The organism is Endozoicomonas sp. SESOKO1 (assembly GCF_024606265.1).
Classification (GTDB): domain Bacteria; phylum Pseudomonadota; class Gammaproteobacteria; order Pseudomonadales; family Endozoicomonadaceae; genus Endozoicomonas.
On the sequence record NZ_JAHHPP010000360.1, the window covers coordinates 1 to 1849 of the forward strand.

The 1849-nt window shown below is 50.4% G+C and carries 2 protein-coding genes and 2 pseudogenes; 2 read left to right on the plus strand and 2 right to left on the minus strand.

Annotation, left to right across the window (positions count from 1 at the left end):
• Window positions 1–253: pseudogene (locus KDK13_RS16470) on the minus strand (spermidine/putrescine ABC transporter substrate-binding protein PotF); the annotation flags it as partial.
• Window positions 254–342: 89 nt separating this feature from the next.
• Between KDK13_RS16470 and KDK13_RS16475 the strand changes: the two are divergent.
• Window positions 343–468, plus strand: coding sequence for a hypothetical protein (locus KDK13_RS16475; RefSeq protein WP_257286073.1), 126 nt, complete (start codon window positions 343–345; stop codon window positions 466–468).
• A 102-nt stretch (window positions 469–570) separates the two neighbouring features.
• A complete protein-coding gene (locus tag KDK13_RS16480; RefSeq protein WP_257286074.1) occupies window positions 571–1362 on the plus strand; it encodes a class I SAM-dependent methyltransferase in 792 nt (263 codons plus the stop codon).
• 144 nt (window positions 1363–1506) lie between these two features.
• On the opposite strand, the pseudogene KDK13_RS16485 reads toward KDK13_RS16480, so the two are convergent.
• Window positions 1507–1849, minus strand: a pseudogene (locus KDK13_RS16485) (hypothetical protein); the annotation flags it as partial.

Genomic DNA, 1849 nt, shown 5'->3' on the forward strand with positions numbered 1-1849 from the left:
CAATGTCGTAACCTGTTTTTCCTGAAAGCAGTTTGGCTTCCAGAACTTCATTGCTGTCAAAGACATCGTAGTGAACCTTGATGCCCGTCTCTTTCTCAAAGTTGGCAATGGTGTCTTCGGCGATGTAGTCCGACCAGTTGTAGATATTGAGTGTTCTTTGCGCTTCATTGGCCGTTGTGGCAAACGCAGGCGCTACAGCGAGAGAAGAGGTGATTAAAAGAGTGGAAACAGATTTCCCCAGACGTCTGATCATGGTGAATCCTTACAGCAAACCATGGGTGAGCAGCCTGATGCTCATATCTGGAGTCAGGCGCTCTTCGATGGCATTTTAAACAATCAGTAGTGACTCAACGGAGTCGCTACACCCCCAGTCATCAGGTTGATGAAAATGAAGCGGCGAAAGATAGCAACATGGTTGCGCGAAATCCATTGTTGCTTGACGGTGTAGCGGTAAAAACCTATGGCTGAGCGAACTCGGGTTCCGAGGATATAGTTGACGTGCATACATTGCAACGGCCGCTCTGGAGGTGTTAGATTCTGCCCCCCTCATGGCTCATTACTTATGCACTGATGTCTACCCAGCTATTTGTTCTTGCTTCAGATCACCCTGCCATTCAGGCTTTGCTTGAAAGCCTTGCTGTACAACTGAATACGGAGTTTAGTCAGAGTATTCAAGACGTTGATGAAGGGGCTTTGGTGGCTTTTGATACCTCAGGAGCACTGGCGGTTCAGCGCAAAGGGTCCAGGGAGAAGCCGATTATTGTTGATTTTGTCGGTGGCAAGGCCGGGCATCGACGTAAGTTTGGTGGTGGTAAAGGGCAGGATATTGCCAGGGCCGTGGGCTTGAATAAAGGTGTCAAACCATCGGTGCTCGATGCAACCGGTGGGCTGGGACGGGATGCGTTTGTGCTGGCCAGCCTGGGGTGCAATGTCACCATGATTGAACGGTCGCCTGTGGTTGCAGCTCTTCTGGAAGATGGTCTGCGCCGGGCTCTTGACGACAATCTTGACGGCAATGACGTCGTTCAAATTGCAGAACAGATGTCCCTTTTGAAAGGTAATGCCATTGAGCTGATGCAGGCATCGGACCATAAATACGATGTCGTTTATCTGGATCCGATGTTTCCTCACCGGGAAAAGTCGGCATTGGTCAAAAAAGAGATGAGACTGTTTCAGGATCTGCTGGGCGATGACCCGGATGCGGATCAGTTGCTGCAACCCGCACTTGATCTTGCCCGGTATCGAGTTGTTGTGAAAAGGCCAAGGTTGGCACCGGACCTCAATGGCCAGGCTCCCACTTACCGACTGGAAGGGAAAGCCTGCCGCTATGATATCTATGCCCTGAAAGCATTTTCGGGTTAATAAGGTCGCTGCCCGTTGCCCGCCACCCGAAAAAGACATGCCGCTTTTGCGGGCAACGGGTAACGGGCAACGGGCAGTGCTGATTGAAATTTCGAAGTTATTAAATGACAGCGCCTAACGACAATCGTAAGCTCTACCCGCTATTCAGAATGTAGATTTTTCTCCCGTGCCGTTACTGACGCCGTATCGACTGGTCTGGTTAATACTGTGTCGTATTTCAGTGGTTAACAAGGCGTGCGCCTGATCAGCCACTTTCTGAATATCATCGCCGAACACCAGTTTATTGGTTTGCGTGATCTCCAATACACCGTGATAGCGCATCTGGGCAATAAAGCCTCGGAACAGTGATTTATCAAAAAACTCCGGCGCATTAAGACCATGAATGATCGACAGGCGCTGTGCCAGCACCCCGCTCTGATGCTCCAGGGCTTCTGCTTCAATATTGCCACTGCCGTTGCGCAGGAGCAGGCTGATCACCATATAGAAG

Bases quoted from the DNA above. Each gene is read 5' to 3' on its own strand.
- KDK13_RS16480 (WP_257286074.1), top strand. From the start codon at position 571: ATGTCTACCCAGCTATTTGTTCTTGCTTCAGATCACCCTGCCATTCAG.